The organism is Vibrio sp. 10N.222.52.B7, assembly GCF_041474275.1.
In the GTDB taxonomy this organism is placed as follows: Bacteria; Pseudomonadota; Gammaproteobacteria; order Enterobacterales; family Vibrionaceae; genus Vibrio; species Vibrio crassostreae_C.
This window is the reverse complement of the sequence record NZ_JBFRTU010000061.1, coordinates 1,001-1,594: the sequence shown is the minus strand read 5'-3', so window position 1 is coordinate 1,594 and position 594 is coordinate 1,001. Positions and strand designations below refer to the sequence as shown.

The window sequence follows — 594 nt, the reverse complement described above, 5'->3', positions numbered from 1 at the left end:
GTGGGATATAAAGGATATCGCCCGGCTCTAAAGTTTCATCAATGATTGGGTCAAAACCTTCAATTTGACGAAGTGCAGACGCTTGAACAGTCTCTTTGTATTGGCCAACATCTTTAGCGCCAACCTTCCATTGACGTTTGCCTTGACCTTGAATGATGAAGACATCGTATTGATCAATATGTGGGCCTACGCCGCCTTCAGGTGCTGAGTAGCAGATCATGAGATCGTCGAATAACCAGTTTGGTAACGCTTGGAACGCCTCAGTCAGCTGATTTGCGCCTTGGTGCCAGTGGTTCGCTGCTTGAACGATCAGTTGCCAATGAGTTTCGGTTAATTCGCCAAACTTTTCTTTAGAGAATGGGCCGTGTTCTGCAGTCCACTGATTGTCGAGGTTAGAGACAAAGCGAGAATCCACTTCTTCTTCCATCGATAAACCAGCAAGTTCTTCCGGCGAAATTGGGTCGACGAAGTTTTGGAAGCCACCCTTTAAGATGGTTGGTTTTTTATGCCAGTAGTTTTCAAGAAACTCGGGCATAGAAAAGCTGAGTTGGTACATGTGAATCCTGTATATTTTTATGCTAGATGCTAGATGCT

General features: G+C 44.9%; 1 protein-coding gene. It reads right to left on the bottom strand.

Annotated features, from left to right (window positions below):
- Positions 1-556: cupin domain-containing protein (locus AB4512_RS15425; RefSeq protein WP_372175148.1), on the bottom strand; the 556-nt coding region annotated here is incomplete at its 3' end.
- Between the last annotated feature and the right edge of the window lie 38 nt (positions 557-594).